The sequence below is a fragment of the Streptomyces sp. NPDC102467 genome, assembly GCF_044765445.1.
In the GTDB taxonomy this organism is placed as follows: domain Bacteria; phylum Actinomycetota; class Actinomycetes; order Streptomycetales; family Streptomycetaceae; genus Streptomyces.
Genome location: NZ_JBIWKA010000031.1, coordinates 15769 through 41869 on the forward strand (window position 1 = coordinate 15769; position 26101 = coordinate 41869).

8 protein-coding genes and 2 pseudogenes are annotated in these 26101 nt (G+C 74.1%); 7 read left to right on the plus strand and 3 right to left on the minus strand.

Annotated elements, in window-relative coordinates:
• Positions 1–167: 167 nt before the first annotated feature.
• The 3 genes and pseudogenes from ACIREE_RS39915 to ACIREE_RS39925 form a co-directional block, all read left to right on the plus strand.
• Positions 168–6221, plus strand: a pseudogene (locus tag ACIREE_RS39915) (SDR family NAD(P)-dependent oxidoreductase); the annotation flags it as partial.
• Positions 6218–16990: pseudogene (locus ACIREE_RS39920) on the plus strand (SDR family NAD(P)-dependent oxidoreductase); the annotation flags it as partial. The pseudogenes ACIREE_RS39915 and ACIREE_RS39920, both read left to right, overlap by 4 nt.
• 26 nt (positions 16991–17016) lie before the next feature.
• Positions 17017–20199 (plus strand): type I polyketide synthase, encoded by a 3183-nt coding sequence (locus ACIREE_RS39925; protein ID WP_404164114.1) that lies wholly within the window; start codon positions 17017–17019, stop codon positions 20197–20199.
• 28 nt (positions 20200–20227) lie between these two features.
• On the opposite strand, the gene ACIREE_RS39930 is transcribed toward ACIREE_RS39925, so the two are convergent.
• From ACIREE_RS39930 to ACIREE_RS39940, 3 genes are read right to left on the minus strand one after another with little or no spacing between them, the layout of a single operon-like run.
• Complete coding sequence (locus ACIREE_RS39930; protein WP_404164076.1) at positions 20228–21358, minus strand: MAB_1171c family putative transporter; 1131 nt, start codon at positions 21356–21358, stop codon at positions 20228–20230.
• Positions 21355–21789, minus strand: coding sequence for a toxin (locus tag ACIREE_RS39935; protein WP_404164078.1), 435 nt, complete (start codon positions 21787–21789; stop codon positions 21355–21357). Before ACIREE_RS39935 ends, ACIREE_RS39930 begins: the two co-directional genes overlap by 4 nt.
• Positions 21749–22225 carry an XRE family transcriptional regulator gene (locus ACIREE_RS39940; RefSeq protein WP_404164081.1) on the minus strand — a complete coding sequence of 159 codons (477 nt, stop codon included), beginning with the start codon at positions 22223–22225 and terminating at the stop codon, positions 21749–21751. Before ACIREE_RS39940 ends, ACIREE_RS39935 begins: the two co-directional genes overlap by 41 nt.
• Positions 22226–22635: 410 nt before the next feature.
• Here ACIREE_RS39940 and ACIREE_RS39945 point away from each other — a divergent pair, with 410 nt between their 5' ends.
• From ACIREE_RS39945 to ACIREE_RS39960, 4 genes are read left to right on the plus strand one after another with little or no spacing between them, the layout of a single operon-like run.
• Positions 22636–23478, plus strand: a complete 843-nt coding sequence (locus ACIREE_RS39945) for a BTAD domain-containing putative transcriptional regulator (protein WP_404164084.1) — start codon at positions 22636–22638, stop codon at positions 23476–23478.
• A 34-nt stretch (positions 23479–23512) separates the two neighbouring features.
• Positions 23513–24337: a thioesterase II family protein gene (locus ACIREE_RS39950; protein ID WP_404164086.1), complete on the plus strand. Its 825-nt coding sequence runs from the start codon at positions 23513–23515 to the stop codon at positions 24335–24337.
• Positions 24338–24340: 3 nt separating this feature from the next.
• Entirely contained in the window at positions 24341–25183 is an 843-nt protein-coding gene (locus tag ACIREE_RS39955; protein WP_404164089.1) for a metallophosphoesterase family protein, read from the plus strand.
• Positions 25180–25908 carry a 4'-phosphopantetheinyl transferase gene (locus tag ACIREE_RS39960; protein WP_404164092.1) on the plus strand — a complete coding sequence of 243 codons (729 nt, stop codon included), beginning with the start codon at positions 25180–25182 and terminating at the stop codon, positions 25906–25908. The genes ACIREE_RS39955 and ACIREE_RS39960 overlap by 4 nt, the downstream gene beginning before the upstream one ends.
• The last annotated feature ends 193 nt before the right edge of the window (positions 25909–26101 follow it).

Sequence of the window (26101 nt, forward strand, 5' to 3'; positions counted from 1 at the left end):
GTCCCTCCCGGGCGCGGGTCGATTGCTGGCGCCGCCAGCCTCCCCGGCCCCCCTTGCCTCGACCTTCCCGCGCTCTAAAGGCCGCCGGGTTTTAGACTCCGGCAAGGGGCTCGTTAGCCCTCGTCGTGAGCCTCGAGCGGGTGCAGAGCGAAGCGAGCAACCAGGACAGGCTCCGGGACTACCTGCGCCGGGCGACGGCGGAACTGCGCGAAACCCGCAGAGAGCTCGACGAGGTGCGGGCCGGCAGCAGCGAACCGATCGCGATCGTGGCCGCAGGCTGCAGATACCCGGGCGGAGTGCGTACGCCGGAGGATCTGTGGCGGCTGGTGGCCGAGGGAACCGACGCGGTCGGCCCGTTCCCCACCGGCCGCAGCTGGCCGGTGGACTCCCTCTACGATCCGGACCCCGCCCACCCCGGCACGGCGACCACCCGCCAGGGCGGCTTCCTCCACGACGCCGACGACTTCGACGCGGAGTTCTTCGGTCTCAGCCCGCGCGAGGCGGCGGCGACCGATCCGCAGCAGCGGCTGCTGCTGGAGATCACCTGGGAGGCCCTGGAGCGGGCGGGCCTGTCCCCCGCCGCCGTACGCGGCAGCCGGACCGGCGTGTGGGTCGGCGTGATGTACGACGACTACGCGAGCAGGCTGCGCCCCATGCCACCGGAGTACGAGGGCTACCTCGGCAACGGCAGCGCGGGCAGCATCGCCTCCGGCCGTATCGCCTACACCTTCGGCTTCGAGGGCCCCGCGCTCACCGTCGACACCGCCTGCTCGTCGTCGCTGGTCGCCCTGCACCTCGCCGCGCAGTCGCTGCGCAGGGGTGAGTGCGACCGCGCCGTCGCGGGCGGCGTCACCGTGATGGCGACCCCGGACACCTTCGTCGAGTTCAGCAGGCAGCGCGGGCTGGCCCCGGACGGCCGGTGCAAACCGTTCGCCGCCGCGGCGGACGGAACCGGCTGGGCCGAAGGCGCCGGCGTACTGGTGCTGCGCAGGCTCTCCGACGCCCGCCGCGACAACGACCCGGTCCTGGCCGTGCTGCGGGGCAGCGCGGTCAACTCCGACGGCGCCAGCAGCCGGCTGACCGCGCCGAACGGCCCCTCCCAGGAACGCGTCATCCACGCCGCACTCACCGACGCCCGGCTCACCCCCGCCGACATCGACGCCGTCGAAGCCCACGGCACCGGCACCACCCTCGGCGACCCCATCGAAGCCACCGCCCTCATCGCCACCTACGGACAAGCCCGCACCCACCCCCTCTGGCTCGGCTCCCTCAAATCAAACATCGGCCACACCCAAGCCGCCGCCGGAGTCGCCGGCATCATCAAAATGATCCAGGCCATGCACCACGCCACCCTCCCCCCCACCCTCCACGCCGACCACCCCACCCCCCACGTCGACTGGACCGCGGGCGAGGTCCGCCTCCTGACTGAGTCCACGCCGTGGCCGCAGACGGGCCGGGTCCGACGGGCCGCGGTCTCGTCGTTCGGCATCAGCGGCACCAACGCCCACGTCATCCTCGAACAACCGGAACCCGCGGAGCCGGCACTCGCAGAGTCGGAGCCCGCAGCGGCCGATCCCGTCGACGCCCCTCAGCCGGCGGGCGGCCTGCCGTGGGTGCTCTCCGCACGGACGGCCACGGCGCTGCGCCGGCGCGCCGCCGACCTCGTCGACGCCGCCCCCTCGGCGCCCCCGGCCGCCGTCGCGCACACCCTGGCCACGAGGCGCTCGCACTTCGCGCACCGCGCGGTGCTCCTGGGCGACAAGGACGCCGGCCTGCGCGCACTGTGCGACGGCGTCCCGGCCCGGGACGTCATGAGCGGCGAAGCGGGCTCGGGCGGGCTGGTGTTCCTCTTCCCCGGGCAGGGGACGCAGTGGTCCGGAATGGCCCGTGAACTACTGGCGGACTCACCGGTGTTCGCGGAGTCCGTCGAGCGGTGCGCGCGCTCGCTGCGCCGGTTCGTCGACTGGGACCTGGTCGAGGAGCTGTCGGGGCCGCTGGACCAGGTGGAGATCGTCCAGCCGGCGCTGTTCTCGGTGATGGTGTCGCTGGCGCGGCTGTGGCAGTCGGTCGGCGTGCGGCCGGACGCCGTGGTCGGACACTCCCAGGGCGAGATCGCCGCCGCCCATGTGGCGGGCGCGCTCGACCTCGACGACGCGGTCCAGGTGGTCGCGCTGCGCGCACGGGCGCTGCGCGCGATCGCCGGGCTGGGCGGGATGGTCTCGATCGCCCTGCCCGAGGCCGAGGTCGAGGCATCACTGCCCCCTGGGGTGGTGGTCGCGGCGGCGAACGGACCGCGTACGACCGTGGTCGCCGGCGACGACACGGCGCTGGACGCGCTGCTGGCCGACTGCGCCGCGCGCAAGGTCCGCGCCCGCCGGGTCCCGGTGGACTACCCCTCGCACTCCCCACAGGTCGAGCTGATCCGCGGCGAGCTGGCCGACACCCTGGCCGGCATCCGCCCCCGCTCGTCGACCGTGCCGTTCTACTCGACGCTGACCGGCGGCCTGCTCGACACCGCCGCCCTCGACGCCGGCTACTGGTACAGCAACCTGCGCGAGAAGGTGCGCTTCACCGAGGCCACGGACGCGCTCGCCGCCGCGGGCAACCGTTTCTTCCTCGAGGTCAGCCCGCACCCGGTGCTGGCCGTCGGTCTCGATCATCCGGCCTCGGGCACGCTGCGCCGCGACCAGGGCGGCCTGGAGCGGTTCCGGACGGCGGCCGCCGAAGCCTACGTACTGGGCGCCCCGGTCGACTGGGGACAGCTGATCCCTGAGGCGCCGCCGGTGGCCCTGCCCACCTATCCCTTCGAACGCCGACGGCACCGCGTCGACCCGGTCGCCACCCCCGCGACCGGGCTCGGCCTCGGGCTCGACGACGCCGACCACCCGCTGCTCGCCGCCGCCGTCCCCGTAGCGGGCACGACCGGCCTGATCCTCGCCGGCACCGTCGACCCGGTGGAGCACGCGTGGATCGCCGACCACGCGGTCGGCGACACCGCGATTCTGCCCGGGACCGCCTTCGTCGAACTGGCCGCCCACGCGGGGCGTCAGGTGGGCCGCGGCCGGGTCGCCGAGCTGACGCTCCTCGCGCCGCTGCCGGTCGCGCGGAAGGCCACGCTCCAGGTCGTGCTCGGACAGGAGCGCGAAGGGGCCCAGGAGATCAGCATCCACAGCCGGACCGGCGCATCGGCGTGGACCACGCACGCCACCGGCTTCGTCGAGGAGGAGTCGGCCGTCGCGGGCCTGCCGTCCTGGCCGCCGGAGGGCGAGCCGGTCGACCTGTCCGACGCCTACGAGCGGCTGGCGGACGCGGGCGCCCGGTACGGCCCCGCCTTCCAGGGGCTGCGCGCGATGTGGCGGTCAGCGGGCGCCGTCCACGCCGAGGTCGAACTTCCCGTGGAGCCGGGCGCCTTCGACGTGCACCCGGCCCTGCTGGACGCCGCGTTGCACGCGGCGGCCCTGGACGCGCCGTTGCGGCTGCCGTTCTCGTGCCGCGGCGCGACCGTGCACGCGGTCGGCGCGCGGAGCATCCGGGTGGAGATCCGCGACCTCGGCAACGACACCATTTCGGTGACGGCCACCGACGAGCACGGCCGGCCGGTGGTGACCGTCGAGGAGCTGACGACCCGTCCCGTCGACGCCGACGCGCTCGCCCCGCGTCCGCCGCTGTACGAGCTGGGCTGGGTCGACGTGGACCAGGCGGAGTCGGGCGACGAGAACGTCCTCGACCTCACCGGCGAGACGGACGTGCGCCGCGCCCTCACCACGGCCCTCGACGCGGTCCGGCGCGGCCCGGAGCTGACCGTTGTGACCCGCCGGGCCGCCGGCCCTGACGCACAGGACCCGGTCGGCGCCGCCGTGTGGGGTCTGGCCCGCACGGCGCAGGCCGAGCACCCGGGCCGGGTCACGCTCGTCGACAGCGACGGCAGTGCGCCGGTGCGGGCCACGGCCGACGAGCCGCAGCAACTGGTGCGTGACGGCCGGGTACTGGCGGCCAGGCTCACGCAGGCCGACGGCGGCCTGCCGGTGCCCGCCGGACCGTGGCGGCTCGCGCGCGGCGATCGGGGCAGCATCGACGCGCTGGAGCTGGAGCCCTGCCCCGCCCTGAAGGATCCGCTGCCCGCCGGACACGTGCGTATCTCCGTCCGCGCGGTAGGCGTGAACTTCCGCGACGTGCTGATCACCCTCGGCATGGTCGCCGACGACGACCGGATGGCCTCCACCGAGGGCGCCGGCGTGGTGACCGAGGTGGCCGACGACGTCCACGACCTGCGCCCGGGCGACCGGGTGATGGGGCTCTTCGCGGGCGGTGCGGGACCGGTGACGCACTCCGACCGCAGGCTCGTCACCAAGATCCCCGAGGGGGTGGGTCTCGCGGACGCGGCCGGGCTGCCGATCGTGTTCCTGACCGCCTGCTTCGGGCTCGTCGATCTGGCGCGGGCGCGCGCGGGCGAGCGGGTCCTCGTGCACGCGGCCGCGGGCGGGGTCGGCATGGTGGCGACGCAACTGGCCCGCCACCTCGGCCTGGAGGTGCTGGGGACGGCGCACCCCGACAAGTGGTCCGCACTCGACCTGCCGCCGGAGAACGTGGCCTCGTCACGGACCCTGGAATTCGCCGACCGGTTCACCGAGGTCGACATCGTCCTCAACTCCCTAGCGGGCGAGTTCGTCGACGCGTCGCTGCGCACGCTGCGCCCCGGCGGCCGGTTCCTGGAGCTGGGCAAGACGGACATCCGTACGGGCATCGCCGGTTACCGGGCCTTCGACCTCGCGGAGGCGGGGCCGGACCGGATCCGCGAGATGCTCGACGAACTGGCGGCGCTGCTGGCCTCGGGCGCACTGCGGCCGCTGCCGGTGACCGCGTGGGACATCCGGCACGCCCGCGACGCCTACCGGCACCTCGCCCAGGCCCGCAACATCGGCAAGGTGGTGCTGCGGGTGCCGCAGCCGTTCGACCCGGACGGCACCGTGCTGATCACCGGCGGCACCGGCACCCTGGGCAGGCTGGTGGCCCGCAGGATGGTCGAGCGCGGTGCCAGACACCTGGTGCTGCTGAGCCGTTCGGGCGGCGAGGTGGACCTGTCCGGCCTCGGCGCGACCGCGACCGTCGTCGCGGCGGACGCCGCCGACCGGGAGCAGCTCGCGGCCGTCCTGGCGGCGATCCCGGACGCACACCCGCTGACGGCGGTGGTCCACGCGGCGGGCGTCCTCGCGGACACCACCGTGGACGCGCTGACCCCGGCGCAGCTGGAAGCCGTACTGCGTCCGAAGGCCGACGCGGCGAACCACCTGCACGAGCTGACCGCGGACACCGACCTCGCGGCGTTCGTGCTGTTCTCCTCGCTGACCGGCACGCTGGGCGGGCCCGGCCAGGCGAACTACGCCGCCGCCAACGGCTACCTGGACGGCCTGGCACGGGCGCGGGCGGCCCGCGGCCTGCCCGCGACCTCCATCGCCTGGGGCCTGTGGGACACCGCCAGCGGCATGACCGGACACCTCGACGACGCCGCGCGCGCCCGCCTCACCCGGGACGGGCTGCCCGCGATGTCCGACGCCGACGGGCTGGCGCTGTTCGACGCCGCGCTCGACGGGCCGGGCACGACCGTCGTCGCGGCGACCGTCGACACCGCGGCGCTGCGCCGGGCCGAGCGGGTGCCGCCGGCGCTGCGCGCGCTGGCCGGGCCGCGCCGGCCGGTGCTGCGCGAGGCGGGCGCGGCCGGGATGTCGCTGGCCGAACGGCTGGCGGGGCTGTCCGGACGCGGCAGGAGCGAGCTGCTGCTCGATCTGGTGCGCGGCACGGCCGCCGCCGTACTGGGCCACGACAGCACGCACGCGGTGACCGGGACGCGGGCGTTCAAGGAGCTGGGCTTCGACTCGCTGACCGGGGTCGAGCTGCGCAACCGGCTCGCCGCGGCCAGCGGCCTGACGCTGCCCGCGACCCTCGTGTTCGACCACGCGACCCCCGAGGCGCTCGCCGCCCACCTGGCCGAGCGGCTCGGCGGCGGCACGGCGGCCGAGCCGCCCCGGACCCTGGACGGCGAACTGGACCGGCTCGCGCGGGCGATCGGTGCGGAGCGCGACCCCGACCAGCTGGCCAGGGCCGGTGCACGGCTGCGCGAACTGCTGTCCGGGCTCGGCCCGGACAGCGGGCACGCACGGCTCGACGGGGCCTCCGACGACGAGATGTTCGACTTCATCGACAACGAGCTGGAGGTGTCGTGAGCGAGGCGACCGATGACCGACTGCGGGACTACCTCAAGCGGGTCACCGCTGACCTCAGCCGGACCAGACAGCGCCTGCGCGAGATCACCGAGGCCGAGCGGGAACCCATCGCCGTGACCTCGATGAGCTGCCGCTACCCCGGCGGCGTCCGCGATCCCGAGGGGCTGTGGGCGATGCTGGCCGAGGGCCGGGACGCGTCGGGCCCGTTCCCCGCCGACCGCGGCTGGGACCTCGACGCGCTGCACCACCCCGACCCGGACCGACCGGGCACCACCTACGTCGAGCGTGGCGGGTTCCTCGCCGAGGCCGACCGGTTCGACGCCGGGTTCTTCGGGCTCAGCCCCAAGGAGGCGGCGGCCACCGACCCGCAGCAGCGGCTGCTCCTTGAGACGTCGTGGGAGCTGTTCGAGCGCGCGGGCATCGACGCCGCCGCACTACGCGGCAGCGACACCGGTGTGTTCGTCGGGGTCATCGCCCAGGACTACGCCAACCGCCTGCACCGGCCGGCCGACGGGGTCGGCGGCCACCTGCTGACCGGGACGACGTCCAGCGTCGCCTCCGGCCGCATCGCCTACACCTTCGGTTTCGAGGGGCCCGCGCTCAGCCTGGACACCGCCTGCTCGTCGTCCCTGGTCGCCCTGCATCTGGCGGTGCGGGCGCTGCGCAGGGGCGAGTGCGGGATGGCCCTGGTCGGGGGCGCGACGGTGATGGCCACCCCCGGCGTGTTCACCGAGTTCGCCCGCCAGCGCGGGCTCGCCCCGGACGGGCGGGTCAAGGCGTTCGCGGCGGGCGCGGACGGCACCGCGTTCGCCGAGGGGGCGGGGATGCTCCTGGTCGAGCGGCTGTCCGACGCCGTGGCGCACGGTCACCCCGTCCTGGCGGTCGTCCGGGGCACCGCCGTCAACTCCGACGGCGCCTCCAACGGGCTGACCGCGCCCAGTGGGGCGGCACAGCGTGCGCTGATCCGCGGCGCGCTGGCCGACGCGGGCCTGTCGGCCGCCGACGTGGATCTCGTGGAGGCGCACGGCACCGGCACCACCCTGGGGGACCCGATCGAGGCCGGTGCCGTGCTGGACACCTACGGCCGCGAGCGCGAGACGCCGGTGTGGCTGGGGTCCGTGAAGTCGGCCCTGGGCCACACCCAGGCCGCGGCGGGCGTGGCCGGGGTGATCAAGGCGGTGCAGGCGATCCGGCACGCCACCATGCCGCGGACCCTGCACGTGGACGCGCCGACCCCGCACGCGCCGTGGTCCGACGGCGCGGTCGAGCTGCTGACCGAGGCCCGTCCGTGGACCTCGCAGGGCCCGCGCCGGGCCGCCGTGTCCTCGTTCGGGATCAGCGGAACCAACGCGCACGTCATCCTGGAACAGGCTGCCGGCACCGAGAGCCCCGAGCCGGGCCCGGCGGTCGCAGGGCCGGTACCGCTGCTGCTGTCCGGTCCGGACGACGACGGTGTCCGCGCTCTCGCCGCGACACTGGCCGCCCACGCGGAGAACACCCCGGAGCTACGGCCGGCCGACATGGCGGTGACGCTGGCCCGCCATCGCACCGCGCTGCCCCGCCGCGCGGCTGTGGTCGCCGCCGACCGGGCCGAGGCGCTCGCCGGGCTGGCCGCCGCGCGTGGCCGGGAGAGCGCCGGGGAGCTGGGCGGCACGGCGTACCTGTTCACCGGGCAGGGCAGCCAACGCGCCGGCATGGGCCGCGAACTGGCCGCCCGCTTCCCCGTCTTCGCCGCGGCCTTCGCCGAGTGCGCCGCCCTGCTCGGCGACGAGCTGCCCGATGTCGTCGAGGAGGGCGGCGCACGCCTCGACGACACCCGGTACGCGCAGGCGGCGCTGTTCGCGTTCGAGGTGGCGGCGTGCGCGCTGCTGGCGCACTGGGGCGTACGGCCCGATGTCCTGGTCGGGCACTCGGTCGGCGAGATCGCGGCGGCGCACGTGGCCGGTGTGCTCTCGCTCGCCGACGCCTGCGCGCTGGTGCGGGCGCGCGGCGAGCTGATGAGCGCGCTGCCGCCCGGCGGCGCGATGGTGGCCGTGGAGGCCCCTCCCGACGTGCTGGCCGAACGGGTGGCGCCGGTGGCCGACCGCGTGGCGGTGGCCGCGGTCAACACCGACGACGGCGGTGTCCTGTCCGGTGCCGAGCCCGAGGTGCTCGGGCTGGCCGAGGAGCTGGCGGCGCGGGGGCACCGGACGCGGCGCCTGCGGGTCAGCCACGCCTTCCACTCCCCCGCGATGGATCCGATGCTCGACGACTTCCGTGCCGTCGCCGAGGGGCTGGCCTACCACGAGCCGACGGTCCCGGTGGTGTCCACGGTGACCGGCCGTCCGGTGGGCGACGAGCTGTGCTCCCCGCGGTACTGGGTCGAGCACGCGCGCGCCACCGTGCGGTTCGCCGACGGGGTGCGCGCGGCCCGTGAGCAGGGCGCGGCGACGTTCATCGAGGTCGGGCCGGACGCCGTGCTGTGCGGCATGGCCGCGCGGGTTCTGGACGGGCAGCCGGACGTCGCCCTGCTGCCGGTGGCCCGCCCCGGGCAGGCCGAGGACCGTACGGTCACCGAGACCCTCGCGACGCTGCACGGGCGGGGAGCGGCGGTGGACTGGGCCGCGTACTTCGACGGCAGCGGCGGTGTCCGCGTCGCGCTGCCCACCTACCCCTTCCGCCGGGACCGCTACTGGCTGACTCCGGGCGACGGCGACGTGTCCACCGCCGGGGCGGCGGGCGGGGGTCATCCGTTGCTCGGCACCGTGGTGCGGCTGGCCGACCGGGACGAGCTGGTGCTCACCGGCAGGTTCTCGACCCGCTCGCACCCGTGGCTCGCCGATCACACGGTCGGTGGCTCGGCGCTCCTGCCCGGGACCGCGTTCGCCGACATGGCCTGTCACGCCGCGGACCTGGCCGGCCTCGACGGGGTGGCGGAACTGACCCTGCACGCGCCGTTGGTGCTGCCCGAGCGGGCCCCGCTCACCGTGCAGCTCGTCGTCGGCCCCTACGAGGACGGCCGGCGCTCCGTCACGATCCACTCCGAGCGTCGGGACAACTGGACCATGCACGCCGAGGGCGTCCTCGGCGGGCAGCCGGCTCCCGGGCCCGACCAGACCGACCGGACCGACCGGACCCGACAGACCGCGTGGCCGCCCTCCGATGCCGAGCCGGTCGACGTGTCCGGGTTCTACGCGCGGCTGGCCGCCTCCGGCTACTCCTACGGCCCGGTCTTCCAGGGGCTCCGCTCGGCGTGGCGAGCCGCGGGCGCGGTCTACGCCGACGTGCGGCTGCCCGCACAGACCGAGCAGGGCGGGTACGGTCTGCACCCCGCGCTGCTCGACGCCGCACTGCACACGATCGGCCTCGTCGCGGACGCCGGCCCGTCGGGCCCGGTGCGGCTGCCGTTCAGCTTCTCCGGGGTGCGCCGGTACGCCGACGGAGCCGTCGAGGCGAGAGTCGAGCTGCGCCCGACCGGCCCGCAGACGTACCGCCTGGAACTGACGGACGGCTCGGGCGCGCCGCTGCTGACGGTGCAGGAGCTGGTGATGCGGGCCGTGGACCCGCGCGCCGCCCGGCCGGACCATCTCCTCGGGCTCGTTTGGTCACCCGCCCCGGTCGAGGCCGTCGATGAGCCGCTGCCGGTCGTGCGGTGCGCGACGGCCGCCGAGGCGCTGGCCGCCGTACGGGAGCACCTGGCCGGCGAGGACGGCCCGATCGCCGTCGTCACCAGGGACGCCGTCGCGGCCGCGCCGGGCGACCGGGTTCCCGTCCCCGAACGGGCCGGTGTGTGGGGCATGGTGCGCTCCGCGCAGACCGAGCATCCCGGCCGGTTCGTCCTCGTGGACACGGACTGCGACGACGACCCCGTGGTGGGCGCGGACGAGCCGCAGCTGGCGCTGCGCGACGGCACGGCCCTGGTCCCCCGGCTGGCCCGCGGCGGCGACCGGCTGCGTCCACCGGCGGACGGTCCCTGGCGGCTGACCGGAGCGGAGCGGAGCGGCACGACCGACAGTGTCCTGCTCGCGCCCGCCCCCGAGGCGGAGCGCCCGCTGGCCGACGGCGAGGTCCGGGTCGCGGTGCGGGCGGCCGGCCTGAACTTCCGCGACGTGCTCATCGCCCTCGGCACCTACCCCGGCGCGGCGGAGATCGGCAGCGAGGCCGCCGGCGTGGTGGTGGAGGTCGGCGCGGGCGTCGACGACCTCGAACCCGGCGTCCGCGTCATGGGGCTGTTCGGCCGGGCCGCCGGGCCGCTGGCCGTCACCGACCGGCGGATGCTGGCCCGGGTGCCCGCCGGCCTGTCGTTCGCGCAGGCCGCCGCGATCCCCGTCGTCTACCTGACGGCCTACCGGGGGCTGCGCGATCTGGCGGGCCTCGCGGCGGGCGAGTCGGTCCTGGTGCACGCGGCGGCGGGAGGCGTCGGCATGGCCGCGGTCGCGCTGGCCCGGCACTGGGGCGCGGAAGTGTACGGCACCGCGAGCCCGGCGAAGTGGGCGGCCACCGGGGTGCCCGCGCGGCGCCTCGGCTCCTCGCGCGACGCCGGGTTCGCCGACCGGCTGCGCACGGCGACCGGCGGCGCCGGTTTCGACGTGATACTCAACTCGCTCACCGGCCCGCTACTCGACGCGTCGCTCGGGCTGATGCCGCGCGGCGGCCGGTTCCTGGAGATCGGCAAGGCCGACGTGCGCGACCCCGACGAGGTCGCGCGGGCCCACCCGGGCGTCCGGTACACCGCCTACGACCTCGACCAGGCGGGGCCGGACCGCATCCAGGAGATGCTCACCGACATCGTCGCGCTGTTCGAGCGCGGCGTGCTGCTCCCGCCGCCCGTCCAGGCATGGGACGTGCGGCAGGCCCCGGCGGCGCTGCGGCACCTGGCGCAGGCCAAGCACATCGGCAAGGTCGTGCTCACCGTCCCGCGCCCGTTGGACCCCGACGGCACCGTCCTGATCACCGGCGGCACCGGCGGGCTCGGCCGCGCCGTGGCCGAGCACCTGGCCACCGCGCACGGCGTACGCCACCTGGTGCTGCTCAGCCGTTCCGGCGGCAGCGCCGAACTGTCCGGGGTCGACGCCCGGGTCTCGGTGGTCGCCTGCGACGCCGCCGACCGCGACGCGCTCGCGCGGGCGCTGGCCGCGATCCCCGCCGAGCACCCTCTCACCGCCGTCGTGCACGCGGCCGGTGTCGTCGACGACGGGCCGGTCACCGAGCTCACCCCGGAGCGTCTGCGGCGCACCGAACGGCCCAAGCTCGACGCCGCGCTCGCCCTGCACGAGCTGACCGCCGACGCCGACCTGGCCGCGTTCGTGCTGTTCTCCTCCGCCGCGGGGCTGCTGGGCAGTGCGGGGCAGGCCAACTACGCCGCGGCCAATGCCGCTCTCGACGGCCTCGCCGCGCGCCGTGCCGCGCTGGGCCTGCCCGCGACCTCGGTCGCCTGGGGCCTGTGGGACCGGCCGACCGGCATCACCGGCCGCCTCACCGCCACCGACCGGGCCCGGATGGCCCGCGCCGGTCTGCCCGCGCTCCCGGACGGCGAGGCGCTGGAGCTGTTCGACGCGGCGCTGGCCACCGACCGCGCGGAGGTCGCCGGCGTGCACGTGGACCCGCGCGCGCTCCGTTCCCCGGTGCCGCCGCTCCTGCGCGCTCTGGCGGCCACCCGGACCCGGCGCGAGGCCGTCGCGGGCACGGACCGCGCCGGGAGCATCGCCGGGCTTCCGGCCGAGCAGCGGGAGGCCGCGCTCGTGGATCTCGTCCGCGCCGAGGCGGCGGCAACGCTCGGCTATCCGGACGCGGATCCGGTCGGCCCGGCCCGTACCTTCCGCGATCTCGGGTTCGACTCGCTGACCTCGGTCGAGCTGCGCAACCGCATCGCCATGGCCCTGGACCTGCGGCTGCCCACCACACTCGTCTTCGACCACCCCACCCCGGCGGCGCTGGCCCGCCATCTCACGGGTGAGCTGGTCGGCACGGGCGACGACGCCCCCGACGAGACCCCTGTACGCCGCGGCGCGGAGACCTCCGCGTCCCGCGGCGAGGACCCGATCGCGATCGTCGGCATGTCCTGCCGGTTCCCCGCGGGGGCCGACTCCCCCGCGGCGTTGTGGCGGCTGGTGGACGCCGGGGTGGACGCCGTCGGCCCGCTGCCGTCGAACCGGGGCTGGGACCTGGACGCGCTCTACAGCGAGGACCCCGCCGCACCCGGCCGCTCCTACGTCCGCGAGGGCGCGTTCCTGCACGAGGCCGACCTGTTCGACGCGGACTTCTTCGGCATCAGCCGGCGCGAGGCCACGGCGACCGACCCACAGCAGCGGCTGCTGCTCGAAGTCACCTGGGAGGCGTTCGAGAACGCCGGGGTCGATCCCTCCTCGGCGGCGGGGCAGCGCGTCGGCGTGTTCGCCGGGGTCATCGCGGGCGAGTACGCGACGGGCGCCCCGCACGACTACGAGGGCCATCTGGCCACCGGCAACACCACCAGCCTCGCCTCCGGCCGGATCGCCTACCAGTACGGGTTCGAGGGCCCCGCTCTCACGGTCGACACCGCGTGCTCCTCCTCACTGGTCGCCGTCCATCTGGCCGCGCGCTCGCTGCGCGACGGCGAGTGCGACCTGGCGCTGGCCGGCGGGGTCAACGTGCTCGCGACGCCGACCACGTTCGTCGAGTTCAGCAAGCAGCGCGCGCTGTCCCCCGGCGGCCGATGCCGGGCGTTCGCCGCGGGTGCCGACGGCACCGCCTGGGGCGAGGGCGCGGGGATGCTGCTCCTGGAGCGGCTGTCCGACGCTCGCCGCAACGGCCATCGTGTGCTGGCGCTGGTGCGCGGCTCGGCGGTCAACTCCGACGGTGCGTCCAACGGGCTCACCGCTCCCAACGGACCGGCCCAGCGGCGGGTCATCCGCGCCGCCCTCGCCGACGCCGGGCTGACCGGGTCCGACGTGGACGTGGTGGAGGCGCACGGCACCGGTACCGAGCTGGGCGATCCCATCGAGGCGGAGGCGGTGCTGGCCACCTACGGCCGCGAGCGCACGGCCCCGCTCCTGCTCGGCTCCCTGAAGTCGAACATCGGGCACACCCAGGCCGCGGCGGGCGTCGGCGGCATCATCAAGATGGTCGAGGCGATGCGGCACCGCCGCGCCCCCCGGACGCTGCACATCGGCGAGCCGACCCCGCACGTGGACTGGTCCGGCGGCGCGGTGTCGCTGCTGACCGAGGCCGTCGCATGGCCCGAGCACGACCGGCCGCGCCGGGCGGCGGTCTCCTCCTTCGGCATCAGCGGCACCAACGCCCACCTGGTGCTCGAACACGTCCCCGAACCGGACCCGGCCGACGCCCCGGAAGCACCGCGCCCGCTGCTGTTCTCGGCCCGGTCCGAGGACGCGCTGCACGCGTACGCGGACCGTCTCCGCGACGTGGACGCCACGGCCGACGCTGCGGCCACACTGCTGCGCCGGGCCCGCCTGCCGCACCGGGCCGCCCTGGTCGCCGGTGAACTGCGCACGGGGGCGCCCGGGGCGGGACCGGCGTTCGTCTTCACCGGGCAGGGTGCGCAGTACGCGGGCATGGGCCGCGCCCTGTACGACAGCGAGCCTTTCTTCGCCTCCGTGGTGGACGACATCCACGCCCGTGTCGGCGAGGCCCTGTTCGCCGAGGACATGGACGACACGGGCCATGCCCAGCCCGCGCTGTTCACCCTTCAGGTCGCGCTCGCCAGGCTGCTGGAGCACTGGGGCATCACCCCCGCCACGACGGCGGGGCACTCCGTCGGCGAACTGGCGGCCGCTCACGTCTCCGGCATCCTCGGCCTCGACGACGCCTGCACGCTCGTCGCCGCCCGCGCCCGCCTCATGGCCGCGCTCCCGCGAACCGGCGCCATGGCCGCGCTGCGGGCGACCGCCGACGAGATACGCCCCCTGCTGCCGCACGGCGTCGACATCGCCGCGAAGAACTCACCGCATGACGTGGTGATCTCCGGCGACGCCGACGGGGTCCGCGAGCTCGCGGCGCGTTTCCCCGGCAGCAGGGAGCTGCGCACCAGCCACGCCTTCCACTCCCCGCACATGGACCCGGTCCTGGACGCCTTCCGCGAGACCGCCCGCCGCGTCCGGTACCGCGCACCGGAGATTCCCATGGTGCCGACGGCGCCGGGCGATCCGTCCACACCGGAGTACTGGACCGACCAGATCCGCGCCACCGTCGACTTCGCCGCCGCCGCGGCCCGGCTGGCCGGCCACACGACCGTCGAACTCGGGCCGCACGCCGTGCTGTCACGGCTCACGGACGGAACCGCCTGCCTGCGCCGGGACCGGCCGCCCCGGGAGACCCTGGCCGAGGTGATCGCCGCGGCCTGGCTGGAGGGCGCCGAACCCGCCCCGGAGGCGTTGTGGCCGGGCGCGCGGCCGACGGCCCTGCCGACGTACCCGTTCCAGGGCACGCGGCACTGGCTGCCGCGTGCCGCCTCCACCGCCGCGGGCCGGCACCCCCTGCTGCCGGTGGCGGTCGAGCTGGTGGACGGCGGCCGCGTGCACTCCGGGCACCTCTCCGCCCATCTCCATCCCTGGACGGCCGAGCACGTGATCCACGGGCAGGCGCTGCTGCCCGGCACCGCCCTGCTCGATCTCGCGCTGCACACGGGCCGCACCGTCGAGGAACTCACGCTGGAGACACCGCTCGTACTGGGTGACGGACCGACCGAGGTGCAGCTCGCGGTGTGCGGCGACGAGGTGGAGGTGCATGCCCGCCGGGACGGCACGTGGCACCGCTGCGCCCGAGGAACCCTGAGCGACCGGGCCGTGCCCGCCGCCCCCTCGTCCTGGCCGCCGAGCGGCGAGCCGATCGAGATCGCGGGCCTCTACGAGGACCTGGCGGCGCACGGCTACGCGTACGGCCCGTCGTTCCGCGGGCTGCGCGCGGCCTGGCGGGACGGGGACGACCTGTACGCGGAGGCGGCGAGGGGCGACGACCCCGGTTACGGGGTGCACCCCGCCCTGCTGGACGCGGCCCTGCACGTGCTCGTCGCCACGGCGGACCGCGGCCGGGTGCCGTTCGTCTGGAGCGGCGTGCGGCTCCACCGCGCCGACGCCGACGCCGTCCGCGTCGCCCTCTCCCCCACCGGCCCGGACACCGTCTCGCTGACCGCCTGGGACCGCGCGGGCCGCCCGGTGCTGACGGTGGAATCGCTCGCATTGCGCGAACCGGCCGGTGCCGCGGCCGAACCGATGTACCGGCTGAACTGGCAGGGCTGGCAGCCCCCGCCCGCGACGCCCGCCGGCGACTGGGTCGTGCTGGGCCCGCGGTGGGCCGCCGAAGCGGTGCGGTCCTCCGCGCACCACGCACCGGCCGACGCCGCCGCTGCCCTCGCCGCCCTGCAAAGCGCCCTCGCGAGCGACGCGGACGTGCTGCTGGTGACCTCCGGTGGCACCGCCACCGAGGACGGCACGGACGTCGACCCGGCGCAGGCGGCGCTGTGGGGCCTGGCCGGCGCGGTACAGGCGGAGCATCCCGGCCGCTTGCTGGTGATCGACGCCGACGCGCCTGACGTCCCCCTGCTGCGACGGGTCGTGGCGTCCGGGCAGCCCCAGACCGCTCTGCGCGGCGGCGCGGCGCTCGTCCCCCGGCTGGCCAGGCTGTCACCCCCCGCGCCCGGTCCAACACCACGCCTGGGCACCGTCCTGGTCACCGGCGCGACCGGCGCCCTGGGCACCGCCCTGGCCAGGCACCTCGCCACCGGGCACGAGGTCGACCGGCTCGTGCTGATCAGTCGCGGCGGCCCGGACTCCGACCGCGGCCGGGCGCTGGCGGCCGAGTTGGGACCGGTCGCCGAACTGCTCGCGTGCGACGTCGGCGACCGCGACGCGCTGGCCGCGGTGGTCGCCGCCGTCGAGCCGGACACGGTCGTGCACGCCGCGGGCGTACTGGCCGACGCGACCGTCGAGAACCTCGGCCCGGAGGCGTTCGAGGAGGTCTGGTCGGCCAAGGCGCGCGGCGCCCTGCACCTGCACGAGCTGACCCGCGACCGCCCGCTGACGGCGTTCGTGCTGTTCTCCTCGATCGCAGGCGTGATCGGCAGCGTCGGCCAGGCGAACTACGCGGCGGCCAACGCCTACCTCGACGGCCTGGCCCGGCACCGGCGCGCCCAGGGCCTGCCGGGCGTCGCCCTGGCCTGGGGGCTGTGGGACACCGCGGGCGGCATGAACGAGTCCGCCCGCACCGACACGGTGATCGCGCCGATGCCGACCGCGAACGCGCTGGCCGCCTTCGACGCCGCCCTGCGCCACGAGGAACCCGTGCCGATCCCCGCCCGGGTCAGCCTCTCGGCGTTGCGCGGCCGGTCCGCGGACGACGTGCCCGCCGCCCTGCGCGGGCTGGTGCCCGCGGACACCGGTCACGACCGTGCGGGCGCGGAGCTGCGCGAGCGCACCCCCGCAGCCCTCGCCGAACTGGTCGGGGCGACCGTCGCCGAGGTGCTCGGCCAGCCGGCGGGCCACCCGGTGAACAGGGACGCCGCCTTCCGGGACCTGGGCTTCGACTCACTGACCGCGGTCGAGCTGCGCAACCGGCTCGGCAGGGCGACCGGGCTGCGGCTGCCCGCGACCGCGGTGTTCGACCACCCGACGCCCGCCGCTCTCACCGAGCACCTCGCCGCCGGGATGGGGCTGGGCGGACGAGCCGAGCCGGTCCCCGCCGACGCGGCCGCCGACGCGGTCACCGACCGGATCAGGACGGCCGGGATCGCCGAACTCCTGGACTTCATCGACCGCGATCTGGGCCGGGTCGCCACCGGAGGGAACCGCGCATGACCGACCACGAGACCCTCGCCGACTACCTGCGGTGGACCACCACCGAACTGCACAAGGCCAGGAGCGAGGCGGCCAGGGCGGCCGAACCCGTCGCGATCGTCGGCATGGGCTGCAGGTACCCCGGCGGCGTACGCTCGCCCGAGGACCTGTGGCGGCTCCTGGAGTCCGGCGGGGACGGCATCAGCGGGTTCCCCGAGGACCGGGGCTGGCCCTTGGAGTCGCTGTTCCACCCCGATCCGGACCACCCCGGCACCTCGTACACCCGGCACGGCGGCTTCCTGCACGACGCCACCGCGTTCGACGCGGAGTTCTTCGGCATGGCCCCGCGCGAGGCGCTCGCCACCGATCCGCAGCAACGCGTCCTGCTGGAGACGGTCTGGGAGGCGCTGGAGGACGCCAGGCTCGTCCCCGCCGAGCTGCGCGGCAGCCGTACGGGCGTCTTCGCCGGGCTGATGTACAGCGAGCACGCGACGAGGCTGGGCGTGGTGCCGCCGGAGCTGGAGGGATTCGTCGGCAACGGCGCGGCGGCCAGTGTCGCTTCCGGCAGGGTCGCCTACACCTTCGGCTTCGAAGGCCCCGCGGTCACCGTGGACACCGCGTGCTCGTCCTCGCTGGTCGCCGTGCACCTGGCGGTCCGCGCCCTGCGCGCCGGTGAGTGCGACCTGGCGGTGACAGGCGGCGTCACCGTGCTGTCGACGCCCGGCGTGTTCACCGAGTTCAGCAGGCAGCGGGGGCTGTCCCCGGACGGCCGCTGCCGCTCGTTCGCCGCCGCGGCGGACGGCGTCGGCTTCGGCGAGGGCGCCGGTGCGCTGGCGCTGGAACGGCTCTCCGACGCCCAGCGCAACGGGCACCGCGTCCTGGCCGTCGTCCGCGGCAGCGCGGTCAACTCCGACGGGGCGTCCAACGGTCTGACCGCCCCCAACGGTCCGGCGCAACAGCGCGTGATCCGTGCCGCGCTGGCCGACGCGCGCCTGACCCCCGCCGATGTGGACGTCGTCGAGGCGCACGGCACCGGAACCCCACTGGGCGACCCGGTGGAGGCTCAGGCCGTGCTCGCCACGTACGGAAAGGAGGCGAAGGATCCGGTACGGCTCGGCTCGGTGAAGTCGAACATCGGTCACACGCAGGCCGCGGCCGGCGCGGCCGGGATCATGAAGATGGTGCTGGCGCTGCGGCACGCCGTACTGCCGAAGACGCTGCACGTGGACGAACCGACGCCGATGGTGGACTGGTCCTCGGGCCCGGTCGAGCTGCTCGTCGAGCCCGCGCCGTGGCCGGCGGGTCCGGTGCCGCGCCGGGCGGCGGTGTCGTCGTTCGGCATCAGCGGCACCAACGCGCACGTGATCCTCGAAGAGGCCCCGGCGACCTCCGCGGCCCGGGCGGCCGCACCGCAACCGGGCGCGCTCGCCTGGCCGTTGTCCGCCTCGGCCCCCGAAACGCTCCGGCACCAGGCGGCGCGGCTGCGCGAGCACGTGCTGGTCGACGACACGCTCGCTCCGGCGGACGTGGCCTGGTCCCTGTCCCGTACCCGGCCCGCGTTCGACCACCGGGCCGTCGTCGTGGGCCGCGACCGCGCCGAACTGCTCGACGGCCTCCAGACGCTCGCCGAGGGCGGGAGCGCCGCCGGAGTCGTCACCGGGCCCCGCACGCCCGGCCGGCTCGCGTTCGTCTTCTCCGGCCAGGGCGCCCAGCACGCGGGCATGGGCGTGGAGTTGGCCGCCCGCTTCCCCGTCTTCGACGAGGCACTGGCCGAGGTCTGCGGACATCTGGACCCGCTCCTGGAGCGGCCGTTGCGCGCGGCGATGGCCACCGATGACGTACACCGGACCGAGCTGGCCCAGCCCGCCCTGTTCGCCGTGGAGCTGGCGCTGGTCCGGCTGCTGGCGTCCTTCGGCGTCCACCCCGATCTGGTGCTCGGCCACTCGATCGGTGAGATCACGGCCGCTCAGGTGGCCGGCGTCCTCGACCTGCCCGGGGCCTGCGCCGCGGTCGTGGCCCGCGGACGTGCGATGGCGGGCGCCCGGGAGGGCGGCGCCATGGCCGCCGTCCGTGCGAGCGAGGACGAGATCGCCGCCTCGCTGTCCGACGTGGCGCCCGGGTCGGTGTCGATCGCCGCGGTCAACAGCCCCCGCTCCACGGTGATTTCGGGGGACTCGGAGGCCGTACGGGCGCTGGCGGCCCAGTGGCGGTCGGCGGGCAGGAAGGTGAACCGGCTGCGGGTCAGCCACGCCTTCCACTCCGCGCACATGGACGGAGTCCTCGACGGTTTCCGCGAGGCGCTGGCGGAGATCGCCTTCCGGCCGCCGGAGCTGCCGGTGATCTCGTCGGTCACCGGCAAGCCCGCCACGGAGATGGACTCGGCCACGTACTGGGTACGCCAGGTCCGGGCGCCGGTCAGGTTCGCCGACGCCCTCGCCGGGCTCCAGGACGCCGGGGCCACGCGCTTCCTGGAGGTCGGTCCGAGTGCCGCCTTGACGCCGATGGTGCGGGAGTGCCTGCCGGACTCCGGGACCGTCACGGCGTCCCAGCGTCCGGACCGCCCGTCGACGACCTCGTTGATCACCGCGCTGTCCGAACTGCACGTCTCGGGAACCACCGTGGACTTCGCGGCGGCACACCCGGCGGCGGGAGCGGTCGACCTGCCCACCTATGCCTTCCGCCGTGACCGCTACTGGCTCGACGCGGTGGCCGCGACCTCGCCCGCCGAGGACCGGTTCTGGTCGGCGGTGCAAGCACAGGATGTCGACGCCCTCCTGGCCGAGCTCGACGACCCCGAGGCCGCCGGGCTGGATCCCGCGACCGCCGCCGTCGTCCTGCGGTCGCTGAGCCGGTGGCGCGACCGGGTCCGCCCCGCGCCGCCCGTCGTACCGGGGCCCGCCGGGCCCGACCCGGACCGGGCGGCGAGGCTCCGCGCCGAACTGGCCGACGCCCCGGCCGAAGCGGCTCAGCGGATGGTCCTCGACCTGGTTCTCGAACACGCCGCGGCCGTCCTCGGCCACGGCACACCGTCGGCGCTGGACCCGGCCGCGCCGTTCCTCGAGATCGGTTTCTCGTCGCTGACCGCGCTGGAGCTGCGCAACCGGCTCTGCGTGGCGACGGGGCTCACCGTTCCGCTGGAGGCGCTGATGGACCTTCCGTCGCCCGCGGCGCTCGCGCCCTATCTGCACGACGCGTTGACCGGGGCCGACCGGACGCACCTCGAGGAGTGAGGTGCGGCGGCCCCCGGCCGACGCGCTCTCAGCTGTCTTTCAGCCGGACGTGCTGGCGGGTGAAGGCCCTGGAAACCTCGGTGAGCCAGACGCGTTCGCCCGCCAGATCCCTTTCGGCCCCGCAGGAGTGGTAACCATTCTGCTCGGATCGCGCATAGGAATGACTCAGCCGGTTGCGCAGCCCGGCCGCTATCCGGTCGGCGGCCAGTACCGGGTCGTCGACCTCGGTCGGCTCGTCGAGATACGGAGTCAGGGCCACGAGACCGTCACGTATTTCGATCACACGGCGGTGGACGCTGTAGTCGGCGTCGTGGAGTGAGAGGGCCTCGTGGAAGAGAGTGCGTGGGGCGTCGAGGGCGATGTCCGGATTTGCTCGGTAGAGGGAGATCCACAGGGGCCGCAGCCGCAGGTGGTCCCGGTGGCTGCGGACCAGGGACGCCGCCGCTTCGACGGAGGGGGCCCAGCTGGGAATGGTCCAGCCGATGAGCTTGACCATGACACCGGCGCTGCCCAGCCACAGGCCGATGGCGCCGAGGGGGCCGAGCGGGACGCCCAGGACCATGGCGACCCGGACCGTGGCGAACACCAGGGTGAGATAGGCCCCCCGCGACACGAGGCGCAGGCCGCGCCGCAGCCACAGCCTGCCGACCCTGCGGGCGTAGGTGCTGCCCAGGGTGCCGATCTGCAGTTCGCCGCCGATGCAGGCGACGATGTAGACCATCATGTAGGCGGACTTGTAGCCGTCGGTCGGGGTGCCGTAGAGCGCGTTCGTCGAACCCTGGGTGTAGTGGCGGTCCAGGAAGAACAGCACCAGCAGCGTCAGTACGGCCACGGATTCGGCGGCGATGGCGATTCTCGCGGCCACGCGCATACGAGTTGTGGTGCTCACCCACGCGGTCAGCAGGAACTGTTCGCTGATCAGCAGGATGATGCTGCCGACGGTACGGCCGATGAACGCGCAGCCGGGTACGCCGATGATGTCGTCCACCCGCGCGGCGACGGCGGGGGCGGTGAGGGCGAACACCACGATCGACGAGGCGAACAGCAGACAGAGCGTGGCCAGCGCGGGGGTCCGCGGCCCGCGCAACAGATGGCCGAGCTTGTACGCCAGGCTCAGCCCCGCGATCGCCGCGGCGACCGGGAACAGAACCGTGATCACGGGCGCTTGAGGAACCGGTCGAGGTCGGTGGTGAGCCGGCTGTGCGCGTGCCAGGTGCGCTCACGCGGGCGGTTGAGCCGGTCGAGCAGGACGGTGGCCATGACCTCGGCCTCCTGCTCCTGATCGCAGTCGTACGCGGACCGCATCAGGGCGGTGCGCACATAGGCCGGGTCGAGGTCGGGGAAGAGCAGACCGGCGACCTGCTCGCTGCGCAACGAGTCGACGCTCACGTGCGTGCAGATCATGTGGGCCACCTCGTGCAGGACGATGTGCTCCTGATGCGGTTTGCTCGTCTCCGCCTCGTGGACGATGACGTCCACGTGCCGGGTGGCGACGCACACGCCGCACGGCCCCGGCTTGGGCAGCACCATCGGGATGACCTCTATGGGCCTATCTCTCGCGCGGGCCAGTACGTCGAGAATCTCTGCCACCGAGCGCGGGTGCTCCAGACCCAGCGTGTGCAGCATCGCCTTGCTGCGCACGCGCAGCTCCTTGCGCCGCTTCCTGGTTCCCCGCCCCCCGTGTCCCAGCATCCGGAGCTTTCCCCTCCTGCTCATCGTCGAGAACCCGTTCGATCACGTCCGCGATGGCTTTCTGGCCGGCCTGCGAGAGCTCGCCGAGTCTGGCGGCCACCCCGAGCAACTTCCCGTCGCGCACGGCACCGAGCAGCCTCAGCTGCCGGGAGACGGTGTCGGCGTACTCTTCGTCGAAGAAATACTTCGCCGACACACCGAAGTGCTCGGCCAGCAGCCCCAGGGTGTCGACCCGGGGGTTGGTCTCCAGCCCGGTGCGCAGCTTCCAGATCGTCGTGTGCGAGATGTTGCCGCCCTTCGCACGGATGGCAGCCGCCACCTCCTGCGAACTCATGTCCTGCCTGCCGTCGGCTCGTGCGTGCATCCGGATGAGGGAGTCGAGCGCGTCGGCAAGGGAGCGTGAGTCGTCACGGGAGGGCGGCATCGACACTCCTTCGTGGTGAGCCCCTGGGTCACCATCCACCATAGCGTGGGCATCCCCCTTCGTGCGTAACTTTTTCTTTACACCTGCATCATCGACCACAGAAACAGTCCCACCTCGGAAAGCATCGATCAATACCCCCCGCTCAGCACCAATTCGCCACTTCACCGCAGCAAATGACCCCGGGAGGACTGGAGATCAACTCGGGGAAGGTATGAGACTCCCCGCATATTTGCATCAAGTTTTCTTGACGGATTAGGTGCGCCACGCATACAGTCCGAGATCGTCGAGCCATCAACCACACCTATGCTTATGGGGGATCGTTGAGGTACGAAATTCTGGGACCCCTGCGCGTCAAGACCGACGATGGCACCACCGCGATCGCAGCCCGCAAGTCCGAGATGATCCTGACGACCCTGCTGGCCCGATACGACCAGGTCGTTTCCGTGGGCCAACTCGTGGACGAGATCTGGGGCGAGGACATTCCGCGTCGCGCCACCGCTGGATTGCACGTTCACATATCCCAGCTGCGCAAGCTGCTCAAAAGGGGTGGCCGCGCCGCCGCCCCGATCCTCACCCAGTCGCCCGGCTACCTGCTCGAACTGGGAAACGACGAGTTCGACCTGCTCGACTTCCAGCGCCTCTCCCAGGAGGGCCGGGAACACCATCGCGCCGGCGATCACCACCAAGCCGTGGAACAACTGCAGGCGGCGCTTGCGCTGTGGCGGGGGAAGGTCCCGGACTTCGCCGATCCGGGCCCGATCATCGGCGGCTTCCTCTCCTGGCTCTCGGAATGCCGGATGGAATCCATCGACGCTTTCGTGTCGTCCACGATGAATCTGAACGGCCACGCGGAAATGATCGGCTTCCTCTACGCCATGATCGCCGAATACCCGCTGCACGAGTCGTTCTACCAGCAACTCATGGTCGCGCTCTACCGGTCGGACAGGCGCGCGGACGCCCTGCGCGTCTACAACGAGGCCCGCGCCACCCTGCGCGGCGAGCTCGGACTCGACCCGAATCCGGCACTGCGCATGCTCCAGGCCCGCATTCTCAACGGGGACACGGAGGCCACGGATCCGACGGCCGCGCCGTCCCTCCATGCGCGACGCGTCCGCACCCACACCTTCTCGCGGCACGGAATGACGGTCCGACGCGTGGTGTAGCCGGCCGCGAGACACGAAGGGACGCTCAACAACCATGACAGGCACAAGTACAGGTACAAATACAGATACAAGTCCACGTACAAGCACTGCCGGGGACGGCCGTACGTGGCTGCGCCGGTACCACCCGGCGCCGGAGGCCGGCGTCCGACTCGTCTGCTTCCCGCACGCCGGAGGCTCGGCCACCTTCTACTTCCCCGTCTCCCGCACGCTCTCGGGGCCGGTCGAGGTGCTGCCGGTCCAGTACCCGGGCAGACAGGACCGGCACACCGAACCGTGCGTCGGCGACATCGGCGAACTGGCCGACCACGTGGCCTCGGAGCTGCTGCCGCTGGCCGCAAGGCCGTTGGCGCTGTTCGGCCACAGCATGGGCGCGCTGGTGGCGTACGAGGTGGCCCGGCGTCTCGAGGACAGCGGCATCGAGCCCGCGTGCCTCTTCGTCTCCGGACGGCGCGCCCCCACCTGCTCGCGCGACGAGAACGTGCACCGGCTGAACGACGACGGCCTGATCGAGCAACTCAGGAGGCTCAGCGGGACCGAAGCCCAGATCCTGGGGGACCCGGAGGTCCTGCGGCTGATCCTCCCCGCCGTCAGGAGCGACTACGAGGCGGTGGAGTCGTACCGCCACGAGCCGGGACCTCCGCTGCGCTGTCCCGTCGTCGCCCTGACCGGCGACGACGACCCCCAAGTGACATTCGACGAGGCGGCGGCCTGGAGCGAGCGCACGGTCGGCGGCTTCGAGCTCAACGTGTACGAGGGAGGCCACTTCTACCTCAACTCGCAGGCGGCGGCGGTGATGGAGACGATCGCCCAACGGTTGAGGACGCCCTCCCCCGTCGGCCCGGCCGGCCCTGGCCGGTGACCGATGGCCTCCGCAAGCCTGCTCGGCGTCAGCGATCTGCACGTGGGCCATCCGGAGAACCGGGCGATCGTGGAGAACCTGCGGCCGTCGGCGGACGGCGACTGGCTGCTGGTCGCCGGTGATGTGGGGGAACTGGTCGAGGACATCGAATGGGCCCTGAAGACGCTGAGCGGCCGATTCGACCGGGTCATCTGGGCCCCGGGCAACCACGAACTGTGGACGCCGCGCGAGGATCCGGTCCAGCTGCGCGGCGAGGAGAGATACCGGCACCTGGTTGATCTGTGCGGGACTCTCGGCATCCTCACTCCGCAGGACTCGTACGCGGTGTGGGAAGGACCGGGCGGGCCGGTGACGGTGGCTCCACTGTTCGTGCTCTACGACTACAGTTTCCGTACACCGACCGCCGCCACCAAGGAGGCGGCGCTGGCCCAGGCTTACGAGAAGGGCGTGGTGTGCACGGACGAGTTCTTCCTCCACCCGGACCCCTACCCCAGCCGTGAAGCCTGGTGCGACGCGCGGGTGGCCGAGAGCGAGCGGCGCCTCGCGGAACGGGACCCCGAGCTGCCGACCGTGCTGGTCAACCACTATCCCCTGGTCCGGGATCCGACCCGGATCCTCCACTACCCCGAGTTCGCGCAGTGGTGCGGAACCGTAAGGACAGCGGACTGGCACCGCCGGTTCCGCGCCCGTTCGGTGGTGTACGGGCATCTGCACATTCCCCGGACGACCTGGCACGACGGCGTGCGCTTCGAGGAGGTGTCCGTCGGCTATCCCCGCGAGTGGCGGCGCCCCGGCCACCCGCGTAACGTCCCACGCCCGGTGCTGCCCGAGGCAGGGACGTCATGATCGAGGAGGTCCTCCCGTCCGACGTCGCGGCGAGCGAGGCTTTCGACGACCTCGCGCCGGCCGAGCTCTATCCGGAGGAAGCCGAAGTGGTCGCGAGAGCCGTGGCAGAACGGCGCAACGAGTTCGCCACGGTACGGCTGTGCGCCCGCCGCTGCCTCGCCGAACTCGGCCTCCCCCCGGCCCCCGTCCTCCCCGGCCGGCACGGAGCCCCGCGGTGGCCGGACACCGTGACGGGCAGCATGGCGCACTGCACCGGATACCGCGTCGCGGCGTTGGCCCGGACCTCCGACATCGCCATGCTGGGAGTCGACGCCGAGCCGGACCGGCCGTTGCCCGCGGGCATCCTGGAGGCCATCGCCCTGCCCGGGGAGATCGCCCGCCTGCGCACGCTCGGCGACACCGAGCCCGGTGTGTGCTGGGACCGCCTGCTCTTCAGCATGAAGGAGGCCGTCTACAAGGCTTGGTATCCCGCGACGGGACAGCGCCTGGACTTCGAGGACGCCGACATCGAAGTGGACGTGGCCGACAACTCGTTCACGGCGCGGATCGTCCCCTCTCAGCGTCCGGGTGGTTCGGACGCTCGGGGCGGCGAGGGCGAGGCGGATCGCCTGAGAGGCCGCTGGCTGGCTCGGCGAAACCTCGTGGTCGCGGCCATCGCGATCCCCACGGCGCCGACCGGACCGCGGGGTGAACGGACCACGGGGGTGAGCGGACCTCCGGGGTGATCCTGCGCGGGACGGCGCCCCCTGCGGGGCGCCCCGTTATGTTTTTCGTGGTCCTGCAACGGGACCGCTGGCCTCCGGGTCCGGCATGACTGTTGCCCCCTGTCGAAGGAATGACGTGGCGGGTGTCACCGGGCCCGGGGGTGTTCGTCGGAGACGCTGAGCAGAGGTCCGGCCACCGTCCCATCCGGCGCAA